This is a genomic window from Arthrobacter sp. 001422645 (genome assembly GCF_059816125.1).
The window spans coordinates 68889-87060 of sequence record NZ_JCBANT010000009.1 but is presented as its reverse complement, the minus strand read 5'-3'; the positions used below and the strand labels follow the sequence as shown (position 1 = coordinate 87060).

The window sequence follows — 18172 nt, the reverse complement described above, 5'->3', positions numbered from 1 at the left end:
ATTGACAGTTGCAAATCGTTTTGGGTACTGTGATCAACACAACAAGCAAAACGTTTTGCAAAGGACAGTCAATGGCGACAAAGATAGGCATCCGGGAAGTGGCGAAGGCCGCTGGCGTTTCCGTCACCACGGTTTCGCACGCCCTCAATGACGCCACCAGTTCCCGCGTCAATCCCCAGACCCAGCAACATGTGCGGGCTGTGGCCAAGGACCTTGGCTACGCTCCCAACCGGCTTGCCAGCGGACTGCGCAACCAGCGTTCGCAGATCCTTGGCCTCGTCAGCGACGAAATCACCACCACGCCGTTCGCCGGGGCGATGATCAGGGGCGCCCAGGACGCCGCCTACGAGCGCGGCTACGTGCTCATGGTGGTCAACTCGGGCCGCGACCTGGAACTCGAGCACCGCGAAATCCGCACCCTGCAGCAACACCAGGTGGACGGGATCGTCTACGCGAGGATGTACCACCAGGGGGTCAGCCTTCCGGAGGAACTGGGCACGCTTCCCACGGTCCTCCTCGACGCCGTTACGGTGGACCGGTCCATCTCATCGGTGGTCCCGGACGAAGTGACCGCGGCGGAAACGGCAGTGGAAGCCCTCGTCAAGGCCGGCCATACCAGGATCGGAATGCTCGGCAACGGCGACGATATCCCGGCAACCCACGGACGGCTGCAGGGCTTCCGGAACGCCCTGGCGCGCCACGGCCTCCGCTTCCATTCGGAACTGGTGACCGCAGGGGTGGCCGATACTCAGGGCGGGCGGGAGGCAGCACTGGAACTGCTGCGGCGCCCGGAGCGGCCGACTGGATTGTTCTGTTTCAGCGACCGCGTGGCCATGGGTGCCTACCAGGCCGCTGCCGCGCTGGGGCTCCGCATCCCCGAGGACGTCTCCATCGTCGGAACGGACAACCTCGAGCTGATCGCCGCGGCGCTGTGGCCCGGACTCACCACCGTGGCGCTTCCGCACTATGAGATGGGACGCTGGGCGGTCACCCGGCTCCTCGACGATATCGAAGGGCCCGAAACGGCAGCCGTCCAAGAGAAGTTCTCCTGCCCGCTCATTGAGAGAGGGTCCGTCGGTCCACCGCCGGACTGAACACTCCGGACTGAGCAATCCGGACAGAGCACTCCATCCAGAGCACACTCCACCGACAGCACACACCCATCCCCGGGCCCCGCAAAAGGGACGCAGCCGTTGCACCGGCCGCGCCCCCAAGGACCCGGGCTGATCATCCGCGCATAAGACAAGCAGAAAGACTCACTCATGAACAAGCGATTCACCCGAATCCTGGCCACCAGCATAACGGCGGCCGCCCTGATCGGCAGCCTTGGCGCCTGCGGCAAAGGCAGTGCCTCGGCCACGTCCGAAGGTTCCAACGAGATCACCCTGTGGACCCACAACGCCGGCAACCCGGAAGAGCTGGCGGCGATCAAGGGCGTCGTCGACTCCTACAACAAGAGCAGCGATGCCAAGGCCAAGATCAAGGTGCAGGCATTTCCGCAGGACTCCTACAACGACTCCGTGGTCTCTGCGGCCGCAGCCGGCAAACTTCCCTGCATCGTCGATATCGACGGCCCCAATGTACCCAACTGGGCGTGGGCCAAGTACCTGACACCGCTCAAGCTCACCACCGACCTTTCCGCACACCTCCCCAGCACCGTGGCCACGTGGGAGGGCGAGACCTACGCGGTGGGCCACTACGACGTCGCGCTGGCCATGCTTGCCCGGGCCTCCGACCTCAAGGCCGCAGGTGTACGCGTGGCAACGGTGAAGCAGCCCTGGACCAAGGACGAGTTCCAGGACGCGCTGACCAAACTCAAGGCCCTGGACAAGTGGGACTACCCGCTGGACATGGGGACCGCCGGCAGCGGCGAATGGCTGCCGTACGGCTACTCGCCGCTCCTGCAGTCCTTTGGCGCAGACCTCATCAACCGCGACGGTTTCCAGACGGCGGAAGGCGTCCTCAACGGGGACAAAGCCGTGGAGTGGGCCCAGTGGTTCCGCGGCCTGGCGGAACAGGGCTTTATGGCCACGAAGAGCGGCAAGGACTCCACACAGGACTTCCTGAACAACAAGAGCGGGCTGCTCTACACCGGTTCATGGGCCGCGGACAAGGCCCGCGCCGCACTCGGCGACGACCTGGTGGTCATGCCCACAGTGGACCTCGGCAACGGACCCAAGATCGGCGGGGCCTCCTGGCAGTGGGGCGTCACGGAAGGCTGCGCCAACACCGACGCCGCCATGGACTACCTCTCCTACTCCCTGAAGCCGGAAAACCTGGCCGCAGTTGCCAAGGCCACGGGCACCATCCCGGCCACGGATGAGGCCGCAGCGCTGATCCCCGCGTTCGCGGAGGGCGGCGCCAACCGGATCTTCATGGACTTCTCCCGCCAGTACGCGGTGATGCGCCCCGAGACGCCGGCCTACCCCTTCATCGCCACCGAATACGGCAAGGCGGTCCAGGACGTCCTGGCAGGCGCCGATCCCCAGACGGCCTTGGACAAGGCAGTCAAGGCCATCGACGCCAACATCAAGTCCAACGGCGGCTACAAGAACTAGCAGCCTTCCGCGGAGGACGACGACGGCCGGCGAGTTCCGCCGTCGTCGTCCCCCCGGTGCTGCAGGTCAACGGAGAATCCCATGACAACCACCCCTCTTGACACCCGTCCCCGCCCCGCCGCCGCACCGACGCCGGCGCCGCTGCCGTCCGCGCCGCGCCACCGCCGGGCAGGCTTCCTGCGCGAGCAGATCAGCGGCTGGGGCATGATTGCCCCCGCCGCGGTGCTGCTGCTCCTCTTTGTGTTCCTGCCGGCCATCCTTGGCTTCGGCCTGGCCTTCACCAACGCCCGGCTGATCTCGCCCCGCCCGGTGGAATTCGTCGGCACCGACAACTTTGCCCGGCTGTTCGCGGACCCCACCTTCTGGCGGGCACTCCTGAACGTCACCTACTTCGCCGTGGTGGTGGTCCCGGTGCAGTCGGCCCTGGCCCTGGCCATGGCGCTGCTGATCAACAAGAAGTTCCGGGGCGTGAACTTCTTCCGCACCGTCTACTTCCTGCCTGTGGTCACGTCCATGGTGGTGGTCTCCCTGTTGTGGCTCTTTATGTACCGCAAGGACGGCCTGATCAACGAGCTGTTGTCCACGTTCAGCTTCGGCCTCATCCAGGGCGCCGACTGGCTCAACGACCCCGCCACGGCCATGCCCGCCATCATCGCGCTGTCCATCTGGCAGGCCGCCGGATTCCACATGATCATCTGGCTCGCCGGCCTGCAGAGCATCTCCGGGGAACTGTACGAGGCGGCCCAGCTGGACGGCGCCAGCCGGTGGCACCAGTTCCGGTATGTCACCTGGCCCGGCCTGAAGCACACCCGCAGCCTGGTCCTGGTGACCATCACCATCCAGGCCCTCGGCCTCTTCGACCAGGTCAGCGTCATGACCCAGGGCGGCCCGCTCGACTCCACCACCACCATCATCTACGAGGCCGTCCGCTCTGGCTTCAAACAGCAGGAAACCTCTTACGCCTCCGCGATATCGCTGGTTTTCTTCGTCCTGGTGCTGCTCATTTCAGCGGTGCAGCGCTACCTGACCCGAGAGAAGGACTGACGTGAAAAACTCGCTTCGACTCAGTAGCGCGGCAACCATGCTGGTGCGGATCCTGTTCGCCGCCGTCGCTGCTTTCCCAATCGTTTTTATGCTGGTTTCCTCGCTCAAGCCGGACACCCAGATCTTCGGGGACATGTCCTCCGTGGCGGCCTTCCTGCCGGTGGGAAACATCTCCTTCGACAACTACGCGGCGGTCTTCGACCGGGTCCCGGCTGCCCGTTTCCTGGTCAACTCCATCGGCATCTCCGCCGTCACCGTGGTCCTGGGCATCTTCATCAACAGCCTCTGCGCCTTCGCCCTGTCCCGCATGGAAGTGCGTGGCAAACGGGTGGTGTTCACCGTCATCCTTGCCACGCTGATCGTGCCGTTCCAGACCCTGGCCCTGCCCCTCGTCTGGTGGGTCAACCAGCTGCCGTACTTCGAACTCAACGGCTTCAGCCTTGAGATCTCGAAGGGCTGGTTGGACACGTATCAGGTCCAGATCATTCCGTTTATCGCCAATGCGTTCTCCATCTACCTTTTTCACCAGTACTTCGAATCCATCCCCAAGGAACTGGACGAAGCCGCCCGGATCGACGGTGCGGGATGGTTCAAGATTTACCGCCAGGTGGTCATGCCGCTGGCCGGCCCGGCCACGGCCACGGTCGCGATCCTGACGTTCCTGCCGGCCTGGAACTCGTACCTGTGGCCCCTCATGGTGGTCCAGTCCGAGGAACTCCGCCCGGTCATGATCGGCATCCAGTACTTCTTCCAGCTCAACGTCTCCTGGGGCGAGGTCATGGCCTACGCGTCCCTCATCACGGTCCCCGTGGTGGTCCTCTTCATCGCCTTCCAGCGCTCCTTCATCAACAGCATCGCCTCCAGCGGCGTCAAGGGCTAACCACCCGCCGCCCCGGCCCCCGTGAAAGCAGACAGCATTCCATGACAACCACATCCGCGCTCGACTGCCGGTACCGGCCACAGCACCACTACACGGCGGACCGCTCTTGGCTGAACGATCCCAACGGACTGGTCTACGCTAACGGCACGTACCACCTCTTCTACCAGCACAACCCGTCCGGGACCGTCTGGGGCAACATGTCCTGGGGGCACGCCACCTCCGCGGACCTGCTGCACTGGGACGAACAGCCAGTGGCCATTGCCTGCGACGAGCAGGAAGCCATCTTCTCCGGGTCGGCCGTGCTGGACAAGACCAACACGAGCGGCTTCGGCACGCCGGACCACCCGCCGCTTGTGGCCATCTACACCAGTGCCTATTCGCCCGCATCCCCTTTGAGCGGGCGGCAGGCGCAGTCCCTGGCCTACAGCACGGACAACGGCGCCACTTGGACAAAATACGCCGGGAACCCCGTGCTGGACCGGGCGTCGGCTGATTTCCGTGACCCGAAAGTCTTCTGGTACGACAGTGACGCCGGTGGCTACTGGGTGATGGTCGCCGTGGAAGCGACGGACCGGGAAGTTGTCCTCTACAAGTCCGCTGACCTCAAGACCTGGGAATACCTCAGCACCTTCGGCCCGGCGAACGCCACCGGGGGAGTGTGGGAATGCCCCGACCTGTTTGAGCTTCCGGTGGACGGCGATGCCGGGAACACCAAGTGGGTGCTGGTGGTGAACCTGAGCCCTGGCGGAATCGCCGGCGGCTCCGGCGGGCAGTACTTCCTTGGATCGTTCGACGGCGTGGCCTTCGCTTCCGAGACCACGGTCACCGAGGGGCTCCAGCAGGATGACAGCCGAATGGCCGAGTACGGCTGGCTGGACTGGGGACGGGACTACTACGCCGCCGTCTCCTTCACCAATGCCCCGGGCGGGCGTCGGCTGATGATCGGCTGGATGAACAACTGGCAGTACGGCGCCGTCACGCCGACCAGCGGCTGGCGCAGTGCGATGTCATTGGTGAGGGACGTCAGGCTGGCTACGCGGGACGGCCGCGTGGTGCTGACGCAGGCCGCTGTGGATCCTTTCGGCAACGGCGGAGCCGCGACCTACAGTGAGGCCGGCAGGACTCTCGCCGACGGGACGCGCTGGCTTCCTGCCGAGGCCTCCGGCGATGTGCTGCGGATCGACGCCGAATTGGAGCCCGGCGACGCCGGGAAGGTGGGTCTGCTGCTCCGGGCCGGCGGCGGAGAACAAACGGTTCTTGCCTACGACGCCGGCACAGGAGTGCTGAGCCTGGACCGGACTGCATCCGGCAACACGGACTTCCACGAGACGTTCGCTTCGGTGGAAAGCGTGGCCGTGCCGCTGGAGGACGGTCGGCTGCGGCTGCGGGTCTTCCTGGATCGTTGCTCGGTGGAAGTTTTCGCCCAGCACGGGCTGGCCACGATCACGGACCAAATTTTTCCCGGTGAAGCGAGCACCTCGCTGGCTGTCTTCGCCGCGGGCGGTTGCGCCACGCTGGTGAGCCTCGACGTCGTCCGTTAGCTGAAACGCCGCAGCGACACTGCTGATCATGCACCCCGGGAGTCCGGGGTGCATGATCAGCGGCGGCTTGGCTGGCCGGGTAACCACGCAGGCTACTTCAGGACCACGGTCCTGTTTCCCTGCAGGATCACGCGGCCTTCGCAGTGCCAGCGCACGGCGTTGCTGAGCGCCTTGCACTCGGTGTCCCGGCCGGCCGCGACCAGGTCTTCCGGCCCGTACGTGTGGTCCACCTCCACCACCTGCTGGGAAATGATGGGCCCCTCGTCCAGCTCCGCGTTGACGTAGTGGGCGGTGGCCCCCACGGTCTTCACGCCACGTGCGTAGGCCTGGTGGTACGGCTTGGCGCCCTTGAAGCTGGGCAGGAACGAATGGTGGATATTGATGGCCCGGCCGTCCAGCTTGCGCGTGAGTTCGTCGCTGAGGACCTGCATGTAGCGGGCCAGGACCACCAGTTCGACGTCGAACTGGTCAATGAGCTCCAGCAGCCGGCCCTCCGCCTCGGGCTTGGTGGCGGCGGTGACGGGCACGTGGAAGAACGGGATGCCGTGCCATTCCACCAGCGCCTGGTGGTCCGTGTGGTTGGACACCACGGCCACCACGTCGACGGGAAGTTCGCCGATCCGGGCGCGGAACAGCAGGTCGTTGAGGCAATGCCCGAACTTGGACACCATGATCAGCACGCGGCGCTTGGAACCGTGCGGCTCCAGCCGCCAGCTCATCCCGAAGTGGTCGGCCACCGGGGCGAACGCGGCCCGCAGGGTGTCCGCGGTGGACGCATCGCCGTCGGACGCAAAATGCACCCGCATAAAGAAGTGCCCCTCGGAGCGCTCGCCGAACTGCTGGTTGTCGATGATGTCGCAGCCGTGTTCCAGCAGGAAACCGGAGACGGCGTGGACGATGCCGGGGGATTCCCTGCAGTCCAGCGTCAGGACATGCTCCACGGTGGTGGCCGGCCGGGGGAGGGAGGTTTCAGCTTCGATGGCAGTCATGGCTCAGCACTCGATCACATTGACGGCGAGGCCTCCGCGGGAGGTCTCCTTGTATTTGGTTTTCATGTCCGCTCCTGTCTCACGCATGGTTTTGATGGCTTTATCCAGCGACACCTTGTGGCTGCCGTCGCCGTGCAGCGCCAGCCGCGCGGCGTTGATGGCCTTCACGCTGGCGATCGCGTTCCGTTCGATGCAGGGAATCTGCACCAGGCCGCCCACGGGGTCGCAGGTCAGGCCGAGGTTGTGCTCGATCCCGACTTCGGCGGCGTTCTCCACCTGTTCGGGCGTGCCGCCGAGCACCTCGCACAGCCCCGCGGCCGCCATGGAGCAGGCGGAACCCACCTCCCCCTGGCAGCCCACCTCCGCGCCGGAGATGGAGGCGTTGATCTTGAACAGGATCCCGACGGCGGCCGCCGCCAGCAGGAAGCGGACCACACCGTCGTCGTCGGCTCCCGGAACAAACTTGACGTAGTAGTGCAGCACAGCGGGCACAATGCCGGCCGCACCGTTGGTCGGGGCGGTGACGATGCGCCCGCCGGCGGCGTTTTCCTCGTTGACGGCAAGGGCGAAAAGGTTCACCCACTCCATGGCCCGGAGCGGGTCGGTGACGCCGGTGTCCGCCGTCAGGGTCTGGAAGAGCGACGGCGCCCGGCGCCGGACGTTCAGCCCGCCGGGAAGGATTCCTTCCGCGGCGCAGCCGTTGTCCACGCATTGGCGCATAACGGCCCAGAGCCCTAGCAGCTTCTCGCGCAGTTCCGCCTCGCTGTGCCACACCAGCTCGTTGGCGAGCATCACGTCGGAGATGGACATGCTCTCCCGCTGACAGATGGCCAGCAGTTCGTCGGCCGTGGTGAAGGGGTAAGGCAGCGGGGTGTCGTCGGCCACCAGCTGGTCGCCGGCGTCGGCGTCGCCGTCAACCACGAAGCCGCCCCCAACGGAATAGAAGCTCCGTTCGCTGAGGACGGCGCCGGTGTGGTCCAGCGCCCGGAACGTCATGCCGTTGGGGTGGGCGGGCAGGGACTTGCGGCGGTGCAGCACCACGTCCTCGTCCCAGTTGAAGTCCACCCGGTGGTCCCCGCCGATCCGGAGTTCGGCGTCGAGCGCGGCCGCGGCCACCTGGTCGTCCGCGGTGGAGGTGTCCACGGTTTCCGGGTCCAGGCCCTGGAGGCCCAGCACCACGGCCTTGTCGGAGCCGTGGCCCCGGCCGGTGGCGCCGAGCGAGCCGAACAGTTCGGCCTGGACCCGGACCGTGGCGCTCAGGTGGCCGTCACCCTTGAGCCCGTCGGCGAACAGCTTCGCCGCCCGCATCGGGCCGACCGTGTGTGACGACGACGGCCCGATGCCTACGGAGAACAGGTCGAGGACGCTGAGGGCCATCAGGGCACCTCGGGGGAAGCGAACTCCCTCATGGCATCCAGGAGCCACCGCCCCAGGAAGTCTGCGAACGAGGCGCGGGGGAACAGCCGGAAGCTCTCCTCCCCGTTCTTCAGCAGGACCACCGGGATGTTGCCGACCTCCGTCGCCAGGGCGGTCCCCGGCGTGAAGCTGCGCGGGTGCAGGTCCAGGGCGCAGCCCTTCTCCAGCACCGCCCGGGCCCGCGGGCCGGTGAGCTCGAACGTGGTGCGGTTCGCGGAGAGGTCCACCACCTGCCCCGGGGCGTCGCCCAGGGCGGCGGTGAGGGAGCCCAGCAGGTCTCCGCCCAGGGTGTCGTGGTCTTCCTCGGGTGCCACCACCAGGAACTCGGACGGCCCCAGCCACAGGACGCTGGCCCGCTCCGTGCCGGCCACCTCGCCGCAGCGGGCCGGCAGGCCGCCGGTGACGGAGGCGATCCGTGACGCTGCCTCGGACGCGGGGTCGACGCGGACCCCGGCCATGGTCTGGAACGGGCCCTCCTTGAGGACCACCGTTCCCGGGACGGAGCCGGATTCCAGTGCTGCGGCCAGGTGCGAGGCCGGGCTGCGGCGGATTTCGCGGAGTCCATTGATGCCGGTGAGTGCTGCGGTGTTAGCCATCTTTGCGGGTCCCTTCGGGGTCAAAAAGTACGGTTTCGGCGACGACCACATCAACCAGCTGGTCGCCGGCGGCGGCCACGAGGGTCTCGCCGATGCGGTTGCGGCCGTTTTTGATCAGGGCCAGGGCGAACGACCTGCCGAGTGCGGCGCTGTGGTAGCTCGAGGTCACAAAGCCCTGCATCGGGACGGGGCCGTACGCGGGGTTAGTGGTGATCCCCTTCTCCACGAGCTGGCTGCCCTCCGGCAGCCGCAGCGAGCCGTCCACGGGAAGGACGCTGACCAGGTGCTTGCGGTCCTCGCGCCCTGCGTCGGCCCGGGCGTAGGAGCGCTTGCCGATGAAGTCTTTGACCTTTGAGACCACCCATTCCATCCCGGCGTCCTGCGGGGTGACGGTCCCGTCGGTGTCCTGACCGACGATCGGGTAGCCCTTTTCGGCGCGGAGCACGTGCATGGTTTCGGTGCCGTACGGGGTGATGTTGAATTCGGCCCCGGCGGCGGCGACGGCTTCCCAGGTGTTCAGCCCGTACCAGGCCGGCACGTTGATCTCGTAGGCCAGTTCACCGGAGAACGAGATGCGGCAGATCCGCGCCTGCACGCCGGAGGCGAGGGTGGTTTCGCGGAAGGTCATAAACGGGAAGGCATCCGCCTCCAGCCCGCCGCCCGCGGCGAGGTCGGGCGCCACTTTCGCGAGCACCGCACGGGATTTGGGCCCGACGACGGCGATCGTGGTCCACTGTTCGGTCACCGAGGTGCAGTGCACGTCCAGGTGGGGCCATTCGGTCTGCAGCCATTCCTCCAGCCAGTCCAGCACCTTCGCGGCGCCGCCCGTGGTGGTGGTCATGAAGTACCGGTCCTCATCGAGGCGCAGGGTCACGCCGTCGTCGAAAATCATGCCGTCGGCCATGCACATCACGCCGTAGCGGGCGGAACCGGGGGCGAGCTTCTTGAACGCGTTGGTGTAGATCCGGTTAAGGAATTCACCGGCGTCCTTGCCCCGGATTTCGATCTTGCCCAGGGTGGTGGCGTCCATAAAGCCCACGGACTCGCGGACGGCGGCGCATTCGCGGAGCACCGCGGTGTCCATGTCCTCGCCGTTCTGCGGGTAGTACCAGGGGCGCTTCCACTGCCCCACATCCTCGAATAAGGCGCCTTGGGCCACGTGCCACGGGTGGATCGAGGTGACGCGGGCGGGGTCGAACAGTTCGCCGCGCTGGCGTCCGGCGAGGGCCGCGAACGCCACGGGGGTGAACGGCGCCCGGTAAGTGGTGGTGCCGATGTCGCCAATGCCGCGGGAGGCCTCGCCGGCATGCCGGAGCGCCGCGGCGATCACGCCGATCGCGTTGACGCCGGAGGTCTTTCCCTGGTCGTTCGCGGTGCTGATCGAGGTATAGCGCTTGATGTGCTCCACGGACCGCAGCCCGGCCCCGGTGGAGCGCAGGACGTCGGCCACGCTCTGGTCCCGCTGGAAGTCGACGAAGTGGTGGTGCCAGTCGTCCGGCGTGCCCGTCTGCCCGGGTACCAGCCACAGCTGGCGGGTGGGGGCGGACGCTTTCGGCTCGGAGAGGACCAGCGGACCGGCGACTGCGTTCGAATTTTCCGGGCTGAAGCCGGCGGCGATGGCGGCCGCGGTTCCGGCGGAGCTGCCCTCGGCGAGGCAGTCAACCAGTTCGAAGCTGCCGCGCCCGGAGCCCACAATCTGCTGGTTGGGAACCACAGTGCTCGGCACGAAGGCCGCCAGGTCCTCGTCCCAGCGCAGCTTGCCCTGCCGCTGGGAGTGGAGGTGGACCAGCGGGCTCCAGCCGCCGGAGACGGCCAGCACGTCGCAGGCGATCTCTTCGACGCCGGAGGTGAGTTCGCCGTCGTCGTTGATGCTGCGGACGGTGACACTGGTCAACCGGCCGCCGCCGGCCGACGCTGCTGTGGCGGTGTTGGCCACGGCGCTGCCGATCAGCACCCGGGTGCCGGATTCAGCGGCGGCAGCCGCGACGTCGGTCAGCCTGGGGCGGGCGTCCACGACGGCGGCGACCTTGACGCCGGCGGCCCGCAGGTCTGCGGCCAGGGCGTAGGCGCTGTCGTTGGTGGTGCCGATGACCACGCGCTGCCCGGCGGCCACCGCGTAGCGGTTGAGGTAGCTGCGGACGGCCGATGCGAGCATGATGCCGGGCCTGTCGTTGTTCTCGAAGACCAGCGGACGTTCGTGAGCGCCGGGGGCCAGGATCACCTGGTTGGCACGGATGTGCCAAATACGCTGCCGCGAGACCCCGGAGGCGGCAGGGCTGGACAGGTGGTCCGTGCGGTTCTGGACGGCGATGATGTAGTTCGCGTCGTAGGCGCCGAAGGCCGTGGTGCGGTTCAGGACGGTGCATTCGGCGCCGGAGACGAGTTCGGCTTCGATGTCCGCCACCCAGTCCAGCGCCGGCTTGCCCTCGATTGTCCCGGCCAGCCCGGGCGACGTGGAGCCGGACAGCAGCGACCCGCCCAGTTCGGGCTGGTCGTCCATCAGCATCACGCGGGCACCGGTGCGTGCGGCCTCGCGGGCCGCGGCCAGGCCGGCCGGGCCGCCGCCGATCACCAGGACGTCCATGTGCACGTACTTCTTGTCGTACTCGGCGCGGTCATCGGCCGGGTCCAGGCGGCCCAGACCGTTGAGCATGTCCGCCTTCAGCCCGTCCACCAGCGTGACCGTGGTGGCGGGAAGCATGGACTCGGCCACGTGGCCCGGGAACCGCGGCTCGACGCGGACCAGCGCGTTGGGTTCCTCCACGCCGGCCGCCAGGATGCCGCGGGGCCGGTCCTCGTAGAGCGAGTTGCCGGCGGTGATCCGGCCGTTGGCGAGCAGGGCCGAGGCGAGCGTGTCGCCGGGGTGGCCGGTGAATTCCTCGCCGTCCACGGTGAAACGCCAGGAAATGGTGCGGTCGATGCGTCCGCCGGCGGCGAGGCGGGCGTTCTGGGAAGTCACTTGGTTGCTCCTTCCGGGGCGGTGGTGCTGGTGCTGGGGGCGGCGGTGCCGGGCGCTGAACCCGGTTGCTCTATCAGTTCTGGTTGCTTCAGGGGCCTTTTAGGGACAACAACTGATAGGGCATCGGGGGCTCCGGCGGGGCGGGGGGCGCCCATAGGGTAGACGGCCTGGATGTCGTAGGTGACCGTGTCGCGGAGCATGTTGAACCACTGGCGGCAGCCGGTGCTGTGCAGCCAGCGTTCGGCGAACGCGCCCTTGGTGTTGTCGCGGTAGAACAGGAACTCGGCCCATTCCCGGTCGCTCAGGTCGTTCGGGTTCTCCGGGTAGGGCACGTGGGCCTGGCCGCCGTAGTGGAACTCGGTCTCGTCGCGCGAGCCGCAGTTGGGGCAGGAGATGAGCAGCATGTGCGTCTTCTTTCTAATGGACGGCGGCTAGTGGGCCACGGCGGCGGCGCCGTGTTCGTCGATCAGGGCTCCGGTTTCGAAGCGTTCCAGCGCAAACGGCTGGTTCAGCTTGTGCGGGGACCCGGTGGCGATGGTGTGGGCGAAGGTGAGTCCGGCAGCCGGGGTGGCCTTGAAGCCGCCGGTTCCCCATCCGCAGTTCACGAACATGTTGTCCACCGGGGACGTGCCGACGATCGGAGAGGCGTCCAGGGTGGTGTCCACGATCCCGCCCCAGGTCCGGAGTACGTGGGCCCGGGCGAAGATGGGGAAGAGTTCGACGGCGGCCGCCATCTGGTGCTCGATCACATGAAAGGAGCCGCGCTGGCCGTAGCCGTTGTAGGAATCGACGCCGGCGCCCATGACCAGTTCGCCCTTGTGGGCCTGGGAGACGTAGACATGGACGTGGTTGGACATGACCACCGTGGGGTGGACCGGCTCGTGGAGTTCGGACACCAATGCCTGGAGCGGGTGGGACTGGATGGGGAGCCGGAAGCCGGCCATTTCCGCGAGGACCGAGCTGTGCCCGGCGGCGCACAGGCCCACCTTTTCGGTGTTGATGGTGCCCCGGTTGGTCTTCACGCCCACCACGCGGTTGCCGTCCTTGACGAAGCCGGTGACTTCGCAGTTCTGGATGATGTCCACGCCGAGTTCGTCGCATTTGCGGGCGAAGGCCCAGGCGACGTGGTCATGCTTGGCGATGCCGGCGCGCGGCTGGTACGTGGCGCCCATCACCGGGTAGCGGATGTTGTCGCTGATGTTCAGGATGGGGCAGAGTTCCTTCACCTGCTGCGGGTCCAGCCACTCAGCGTCCACGCCGTTGAGCTTGTTCGCCCCCACGCGCCGGATGCTTTCGCGGACGTCCCCCAGGGTGTGGGCCAGGTTCATGACGCCGCGCTGGCTGAACAGGAAGTCGTATTCGAGCTCCTCGGGCAGGATTTCCCAGAGTTTGAGGGCGTGCTCGTAGATGGCCGCGCTCTCGTCCCAGAGGTAGTTGGAACGGATGATGGTGGTGTTCCGGGCCATGTTGCCGCCGGCCAGCCAGCCCTTTTCCAGGACGGCGATGTTGGTCATCCCGTGGTTCTTGGCCAGGAAGTACGCCGTCGCCAGGCCGTGCCCGCCGCCGCCGACAATGACGGCGTCGTACGAGGACTTGGGCTCGGGGTTCCGCCAAAGGAAATCCGGGTGTTCCGGAAGCTGCTGCGTGCTCACTGTGATGCTCCGATCATGTCTGATTCGAACGCGGCGATCTCGGTGCCGCTGTCGTCCGGGGAAAGATGCGGGTAGAGGGGGAACTGCTCGGCCAGGGCGGTGACCCGGGCGCGGAGTTCGACGGCGGCGTCGTCGCTGGAGGAGCCGCCGCCGGTTCCGCTGTTCGTGCCGGCAACTGCGGAGGCGGCGATCAGCGCCGTCGCGATGATGTCCGCGACCTCGGCGAATTCCACCGCGCCGAAGCCGCGGGTTGCCAGGGCCGGGGTGCCGATCCGGAGTCCGGAGGACACCATCGGCGGGCGGGGGTCGAACGGGACGGCGTTCCGGTTGACCGTGATGCCCACCCGGTGCAGCGCGTCTTCGGCCTGCTGCCCGTCCAGCTCGGAGTTGCGCAGGTCCACCAGGACCAGGTGGACGTCGGTGCCGCCGTTCACCACGGAGATGCCGGCTGCGGCCACGTCGTCCCGGAGAAGCCGTTCGGCCAGCATCTTCGATCCCTGCAGGACGCGCTCCTGGCGTTCCTTGAATTCCGGGGTTCCGGCCAGCTTGAACGCCACGGCCTTGGCGGCAATAACATGCTCCAACGGCCCGCCCTGCTGGCCGGGGAACACGGCAGAGTTGATCTTCTTGGCGTACTTCTCCCTGGCGAGGATGACTCCGCCGCGCGGGCCGCCGAGGGTCTTGTGTGTGGTGGTGGTGACGACGTCGGCGTAGGGCACCGGGTTGGGGTGCAGCCCCGCGGCCACCAGGCCGGCGAAGTGCGCCATGTCCACCATGAGGTACGCGTCCACCAGGTCGGCGATCCGGCGGAACTCGGCGAAGTCGAGCTGGCGGGAGTACGCGGACCAGCCCGCCACGATCAGCCGCGGGCGGTGTTCCAGGGCCAGCGCCTCGACCTCGGCCATGTCCACCCGGAAGTCCGATTCCCGCACGTGGTACGGGACCACGTTGTAGAGCTTGCCGGAGAAGTTGATGCGCATCCCGTGGGTGAGATGGCCGCCGTGCGCCAGGTCCAGTCCCATGATGGTGTCGCCCGGGTTCAGCAGGGCGAACATGGCGGCGGCATTGGCCTGGGCGCCGGAGTGCGGCTGGACGTTGGCGTATTCAGCGCCGAACAGGGCCTTGACCCGGTCGATGGCCAGCTGCTCCACAACGTCCACGTGCTCGCAGCCGCCGTAGTAGCGCTTGCCGGGGTAACCCTCGGCGTACTTGTTCGTCAGGACCGAGCCCTGCGCCTCCATGACCGCCGCGGGGGCAAAATTCTCCGAGGCAATCATTTCCAGCGTCGACTGCTGGCGGCCCAGCTCACGGGCAATGGCCTGCTGGACCTCGGGATCGACTGCGGAAAGTCGCTCGTTCAACTGCTCAACCACGGATGCTCCTTTGAAATACCACTGTTGTAGTGACTGATATATCAGTGTGAGGTCAATGCTATGATCGAGATCACAACAGAGTCAATAGCCGGACGCAAAGTGGCACGGAGCTCCCGGTTGGGACCCGGACACTGAGTAGCACAGAACGGAGCGGTGCCTTGAACGCACTTCCTGCCCTGCCCCTCGCCGAGGACCAGGCGCTGTCCCAGGCGGAGGCCGCCTACCGGCAGCTGCGCGACAAGCTGATCATGCTGGAGATCCGGCCGGGCGAGCCGATCAACGACGGGCAGCTGGCCGCAGAGCTCGGCTTCGGCCGCACCCCGGTGCGCGAGGCGATCAAGCGGCTGGAGGTGGACCACCTGGTGATTTCCTACCCGCGCCGGGGTACCTTCGCCACCACGGTGGACTTCACCGAGCTGGCGGACGTCTCGGAAATCCGGGAACTCCTGGAGCCACTGGCTGCACGCCGTGCTGCCAGCCGGGCCAGCGACGCCATGCGCCGCGAACTGATGCACGTCGCCGACACCATCGCACAGCTGGATCCCGGACCGGGCGGCTCGCGCGAGCTCATGCGGTACGACCTCACCGTGCACCGGCTGATCTACAAAGCTGCCGCCAACCCGCACCTCGAAGACACCCTCATCCGCTACGACAACCTGGCCACCCGCATCTGGTGCCTGGTCTTGGACAAGGTGCCCTCAGTGAGCGGCCACATCGTGGAGCACGTGGAGCTGCTGACCGCGATTGCCGACGGCGACGAGGACCGCGCGGCTGAACTCGCCCTGCACCATGTGGTCAGCTTCGAGGAATCCGTCCGCAAGGTGCTCTAGTCAGGGCTGTGTCACGGCCACGGAGATGCTGTGCGGCGGCAGGGTAATGGTGCCGGCAGCATCGGCACTGATCACGCTTGGGGCAGGCGGGTCGTTGGGTTCGGGGTGTCCGCCGTTGCCTTTACCTTGGGTGGAGTGCCAGCTGTACTGTTCGGCAGAGTACTGGTCGAGCCGGAGCTCTTCGTCGATGACTTCGTGGGCGCCGTCCGTTTTTTGCATCAGGCGGACCTTAAGTGTCCGGTCCGGGTCCTTGTTGAACAGGAGCACGCCCAGGCTGCCGTCCGGCCGGCGTAGCGCGTAGGCGGTGACCAGCGGCTCGCCCCGTGAATTGTGGAGGTCGCTGGTCGCGGCGTGAACGGTGTGGAGGCCGTCCCCGTCCTGCACCCAGTACTCGTTCACCAGCCGGGCCGCCTGGAAGGCGGCCAGCGGCCGGATCCGCCAGTTATCGTGGAACTGCAGCATCATCAGGTTGCCCCAGGAGTTGCACTTCTTGCCTTCTTTTTCCTGGAAAACCCAGTTCGGTTCCAGCCCGTAGTAATAGCTGGTCTCTCCGCCCATGGCCAGGAACATGGCGGCCGTTTCGGCGTTGATCATGGCCCCGGGCAGTTCCACTTCGACCTGGCCGGCAAAGGAGGAGTAGCCGTATTCGGTGATCACCTTGGGCACGTCGGGTGGAAGGCCAGCCTCTTCCTGCCGGGCCAGCAGGTCCGACAGGAGCTTGGGGTGCCGGGCCAGTGGTGCGCTGGGATCGGCGCAGACGTCGTCGAACGGGTACCACTCGAAGGAGAAGAAATCGAAGTCCTCCATCGCGTTGCGGTCGCGCAGGTATGACACGAAGCGGCCGGTCCAGGACCTCTCGCCGTTTGCGTCGGGCCAGTGCACCCAGTCCGGCAAAGTCGTCTGATAGCCCGGGCCTCCAAACTCCAGGGCGGGATCCACCTCTTTCATCGCCCGGGCCATCTGCAGGTACAACGCGCCGTAGTGTTCGGGCTGGGCGAGCTGGCCGTCCGGTTCCTCGCCTATCTCGATGCGTTCCACCGGGTAGCCGCGTTTTTTTAGATAGCGCACCAGGGCCGCCGAGTCCTCCGGTACGCCGTACAGTGCGGGGGCGGGCACCATCATCGGCTGGCCGTTGGTGATGCCGCCTTCGAAGAGCCGCTCGAAGCTCGCGTGCTCGTAGTGTTTGTCGATGTCGCCCGCGCGGTGCCAGGGGTCGGTCGAGGAGGTCCACATCTCCGTCTGCTCCTGTGACGGCAAGTGGGTGACGTGATCATCAAAACGGCCGTCGATGGTCTGGCCGATGGAGAGCTCGCGAACGGCGAATCCCAGCTTGTCACGAACGTCCGTGGAGCCCGCCGGGGCGGTATCGGAATCCTTGGTCAACACGACACGCAGATACTGCACTTCCATCGGTTTCGGCGCGATCCGTACGGTCTGGGTGCCACCAGTGCCCTTGTGTGAGCTTTGCGGGAAATCGATCCATTTCCCGCCGTCGACCGGAAAATGGGCGTCCTTGCCGGACCAGTACTGCACCTTGAATTCCGTCGCGAACGGCGTCCCCCAGTCGAACTTCAGGGTGTCTATCGGGAAAGCGTGGCGAAACGCGGCCATGATCCACTGCGGGTTCAGGTCATCTGCCTCTCCGGTGAAGTGCGAGTCGAGGTACGGGTTGCTTTTCCAGAACGTGGTGGGGTCTCCGTCGGTGAGCCGGGAGTAGCCGTCGTTCTTTGCTTGATCGATGGTGTTTCCACGCCGGGGAAGGCGGTACCCCTGGGACGCCTTGTAATCCTCCCGTGGTTCATCGGATGAAACCCAATACCCCTGCCCGGCAGCGGGGTCGCTCCATGTCCCGCGCGGATTCCAGTGCCAGGCCTTGACGCCGAGTTCGGTGCGGAGCCGGTAGCTGATCGGCCCGAAGCCGGCCGCCTTCATGGCCTGGATGTTCGAGGGTGTCCAGACCTTGTCGATTTCGCCTTGCTCCAGGCCATCGACGCCGGCGCCCAGGGCACGGGTGCCCGGGAACTCGTTGACGGCCGTCTCCAGATCAACGTGGATAGTTCCGTCGACGGCGGGCAGCGGACCGGGTTCGGCCACGCCGGGGACCACGACGAAACCAAAAATCACTCCTGCCGTGATGAGGCCCGCCAGCGCCAACAGCATTTTCCTTCGGCCGCGCCCCGGCTTTCTGGGCTGTAGCTCAGGGGTCACGGAAAGCTCCTAGATTTGAGGACGGCGCGGCTGGTGCGTGCAGGGGGAGACCATCCGACGGCACGTCCGGGCGCAACCTGGAACCACGGCCAGGAACAGGGATCTGCCGAGGACGGTGGCGCGGAG

Annotated in this window: 14 protein-coding genes; 6 read left to right on the top strand and 8 right to left on the bottom strand. The window is 66.6% G+C overall.

Annotated elements, in window-relative coordinates:
* The first annotated feature begins 71 nt into the window (after positions 1-71).
* The 5 genes from AC6EUH_RS11060 (at position 72) to AC6EUH_RS11040 (ending at position 6023) form a co-directional block, all read left to right on the top strand.
* Positions 72-1094, top strand: a complete 1023-nt coding sequence (locus tag AC6EUH_RS11060) for a LacI family DNA-binding transcriptional regulator (RefSeq protein ID WP_056430279.1) — start codon at positions 72-74, stop codon at positions 1092-1094.
* Between the two features lie 168 nt (positions 1095-1262).
* On the top strand, positions 1263-2558 hold the full coding sequence (locus tag AC6EUH_RS11055) for a sugar ABC transporter substrate-binding protein (protein WP_499738652.1): 1296 nt from the start codon (positions 1263-1265) through the stop codon (positions 2556-2558).
* 81 nt (positions 2559-2639) lie between these two features.
* Positions 2640-3602 carry a carbohydrate ABC transporter permease gene (locus AC6EUH_RS11050; RefSeq protein WP_056430273.1) on the top strand — a complete coding sequence of 321 codons (963 nt, stop codon included), beginning with the start codon at positions 2640-2642 and terminating at the stop codon, positions 3600-3602.
* A 1-nt stretch (position 3603) separates the two neighbouring features.
* Positions 3604-4482, top strand: coding sequence for a carbohydrate ABC transporter permease (locus AC6EUH_RS11045; protein WP_056430271.1), 879 nt, complete (start codon positions 3604-3606; stop codon positions 4480-4482).
* Between the two features lie 41 nt (positions 4483-4523).
* Entirely contained in the window at positions 4524-6023 is a 1500-nt protein-coding gene (locus tag AC6EUH_RS11040) for a glycoside hydrolase family 32 protein (RefSeq protein ID WP_499738651.1), read from the top strand.
* A gap of 92 nt (positions 6024-6115) precedes the next feature.
* Here the strand turns inward: AC6EUH_RS11040 and purU are convergent, their stop codons facing one another.
* From purU to glyA, 7 genes are read right to left on the bottom strand one after another with little or no spacing between them, the layout of a single operon-like run.
* Positions 6116-7012 (bottom strand): formyltetrahydrofolate deformylase, encoded by an 897-nt coding sequence (purU, locus tag AC6EUH_RS11035; protein ID WP_056430266.1) that lies wholly within the window; start codon positions 7010-7012, stop codon positions 6116-6118.
* Between the two features lie 3 nt (positions 7013-7015).
* Positions 7016-8389 carry an L-serine ammonia-lyase gene (locus AC6EUH_RS11030; protein ID WP_499738650.1) on the bottom strand — a complete coding sequence of 458 codons (1374 nt, stop codon included), beginning with the start codon at positions 8387-8389 and terminating at the stop codon, positions 7016-7018.
* Positions 8389-9024, bottom strand: coding sequence for a sarcosine oxidase subunit gamma (locus tag AC6EUH_RS11025; protein ID WP_499738649.1), 636 nt, complete (start codon positions 9022-9024; stop codon positions 8389-8391). The genes AC6EUH_RS11030 and AC6EUH_RS11025 overlap by 1 nt, the downstream gene beginning before the upstream one ends.
* Complete coding sequence (locus tag AC6EUH_RS11020; RefSeq protein ID WP_499738648.1) at positions 9017-11983, bottom strand: sarcosine oxidase subunit alpha family protein; 2967 nt, start codon at positions 11981-11983, stop codon at positions 9017-9019. The genes AC6EUH_RS11025 and AC6EUH_RS11020 overlap by 8 nt, the downstream gene beginning before the upstream one ends.
* On the bottom strand, positions 11980-12387 hold the full coding sequence (locus tag AC6EUH_RS11015) for a sarcosine oxidase subunit delta (protein ID WP_056430253.1): 408 nt from the start codon (positions 12385-12387) through the stop codon (positions 11980-11982). The genes AC6EUH_RS11020 and AC6EUH_RS11015 overlap by 4 nt, the downstream gene beginning before the upstream one ends.
* Positions 12388-12414: 27 nt before the next feature.
* Entirely contained in the window at positions 12415-13635 is a 1221-nt protein-coding gene (locus tag AC6EUH_RS11010) for a sarcosine oxidase subunit beta family protein (protein ID WP_056430251.1), read from the bottom strand.
* A complete protein-coding gene (gene glyA / locus AC6EUH_RS11005) occupies positions 13632-15008 on the bottom strand; it encodes a serine hydroxymethyltransferase (RefSeq protein ID WP_499738647.1) in 1377 nt (458 codons plus the stop codon). The genes AC6EUH_RS11010 and glyA overlap by 4 nt, the downstream gene beginning before the upstream one ends.
* Before the next feature lie 158 nt (positions 15009-15166).
* Between glyA and AC6EUH_RS11000 the strand changes: the two genes are divergently transcribed.
* Positions 15167-15838, top strand: coding sequence for a GntR family transcriptional regulator (locus tag AC6EUH_RS11000; RefSeq protein ID WP_499738646.1), 672 nt, complete (start codon positions 15167-15169; stop codon positions 15836-15838).
* Here the strand turns inward: AC6EUH_RS11000 and AC6EUH_RS10995 are convergent, their stop codons facing one another.
* Positions 15839-17998, bottom strand: a complete 2160-nt coding sequence (locus AC6EUH_RS10995; protein ID WP_499738645.1) for a discoidin domain-containing protein — start codon at positions 17996-17998, stop codon at positions 15839-15841.
* Between the last annotated feature and the right edge of the window lie 174 nt (positions 17999-18172).